The organism is Gilliamella sp. B2824 (assembly GCF_026536245.1).
Lineage (GTDB): Bacteria > Pseudomonadota > Gammaproteobacteria > Enterobacterales > Orbaceae > Gilliamella.
Window position 1 is genome coordinate 1 of record NZ_JAFNON010000025.1, and the last position, 2,343, is coordinate 2,343.

Annotated in this window: 2 protein-coding genes; both read left to right on the plus strand. The window is 32.7% G+C overall.

Annotation, left to right across the window (positions count from 1 at the left end; translation table 11 throughout):
- A partial coding sequence (locus J3U56_RS11880; protein WP_267367910.1) for an autotransporter outer membrane beta-barrel domain-containing protein occupies positions 1–652 on the plus strand: 652 nt, incomplete at its 5' end.
- A gap of 343 nt (positions 653–995) precedes the next feature.
- A partial coding sequence (locus J3U56_RS11885; protein ID WP_267367912.1) for a pertactin-like passenger domain-containing protein occupies positions 996–2,343 on the plus strand: 1,348 nt, incomplete at its 3' end.

Sequence of the window (2,343 nt, forward strand, 5' to 3'; positions counted from 1 at the left end):
TGTAATAGGTGCTTTTGTTGGTCAAACTTATGGTGATCCTGACTACCGTAAAGGCGACGGCTCTTTAAGATCATTTAATACAGGGTTTTATACAACGTATTTAGATGAAAGTGGTTTCTACCTAGATGGTGTAGCGAAATATGCACGTCAAAAAAATCATTTCAAAGTGAAAGATACTGCTGATAATCGCGTTCAAGGTACCGGTCATACCAATGGACTTGGCGTATCATTAGAGCTAGGTAAAAAATATCAAATTAACGATTTTTATATTGAACCACAAACGCAAATCGCTTATAACCACCAAAATGGAACATCAATTAATGCAACCAACGGGCTTAACGTCAAATTAGGTAATTATAACTCATTAATTGGTCGTGCTTCTGCATTGTTTGGTTATCAAGTCAATACCGAAAATAGCAACATTAACCTTTATGCTAAAACAGGCATTGTTCGGGAATTTGATGGCGACACTTATTACAAACTAAATGGAAATAAAGAGAGCCATTCATTTGAAGGAAACTGGTGGAATAACAGCGTCGGTGTAAGTGCTCAAGTTAATAAAGCACATACTATTTACCTTGATGTTGAAAGCTCTACGGGTAATCGATTTAATTTACTACAAGTGAATGGTGGTTACCGTTATTCTTTTTAATCTAACCAGACCATAAAGCTACATTATACTATAAAAACTAAAAATCACATTCTAAATCATATGGATGTGATTTTTTTATTATTTTCTCAATAATTATAAGTTTCTTAACATGGATAAACAGAAAATTGATGTTATAAAACATACTAAATCCTTTCATAGGATTTAGTATGCCTAATTATTGATATCGATAAATCAGTTTTTATTCTTCATATTACCCCTATCTTTTGTAAAGAAAAGTAAAGCACAAAATGTCTTTATAAACTTGAATAATCGTGTATTATTTGACGCGTTTGAGTAAATTTTCATCACTTGATTCTGTATTATGATTATAAGGAATAGAACAATGAATTTAAGGCAAAACATAAAAATAGTGTTGGGTTTAGGATTATTTACACCATTGACCACATGGGGTTTAGATGTAAATGGAAATCAAGTTATTACCGAAGAAATAAATGTTCCAAAAACTCACTCAGTAAGTAAACATAGAGCTGGCCTATACAGCGATTCGTTTTTTGGAATTGCAATTTCAGAAGGAAGCAATATTACTTTTGACAACAAAGTAACGGTAAATCTTTCTGAAAAGGATATTAATAATGTAAATCACTCTGATTTTACTGGTATTAAAGTAGGGCTATCTGATACTAGAGAACCTCAACAACCTACGTTAACTATATTCAATAATGATGTTACTGTTAATTTAGAAAGTGCACATTATGATGACGCTGTAGTTGCACTAAATTCTAGTACAGTTATATTCAATGGTACAACAAGATTAAGTATGACCAACAGCCAAGATCCAGATGATAGAGGTTCTGCTATTTTTAGTCCTGGAGGATCAGTAATAGTTAATGGAGAATCTCATATTATTGGTGATCTTGAAGCCAATGGTTCAGGAACAATAACCATCAAAAATAGATCAATGATCAAAGGAGATATTGAATCTGATGAAAATAGTTTAATAGACCTTGATCTAATATCAGGTTCTAGAATTGAAGGTAATTTAAATGCATTTAGCAATGCAACCATCAATTTGAAATTAGCAGAAAATTCTCAATTTATTGGTACAGCAGACAGTAGTGATCAATTTTTAGACTCAGATACAGATGACGGAAAAGCCCATCCCGGATTTATCAATATTGATCTAAGTAAAGGCGCCCTTTGGAATATACTCGATAGAGATGATGAAGAAGAGGAAGACGAAGATTTTAATTCCTATATCACGCAATTATCAGGTGCCGGGTCGGTTACATTTGATCACAATACTCAAACTCGATCGCTTTCTTTCAAAAATTTAACTGTTGAAAACCTAAAAGGTGCATTAAATTTCACAATGAGTACCGATATCACTGCTGAAAAAAGTGATAAACTCATTATCAAAAACTCAGCTGAAGGCCATCACACTCTTAATTTGATTAATAATGGCTCTTCAAAAACCACAGGACAAGAAAAATTAACATTGGTAGACATTGATGAAAATGCAACCAGCACCGCTGAATTTAAAACCGATCATCAAGTTGAGTTAGGTGGATACAAATACCATTTAACTAAAGATGGAAATAATTGGGTATTAGTGAGTAATGGCACTGTTACTAATACAGATAAAAATGATAATAACACAAGCTCAAAACCACAAATTACAACAACAGCAAATGCCAGTGCTGGATTCCTTAATGCCAACTATTTAATGAGTT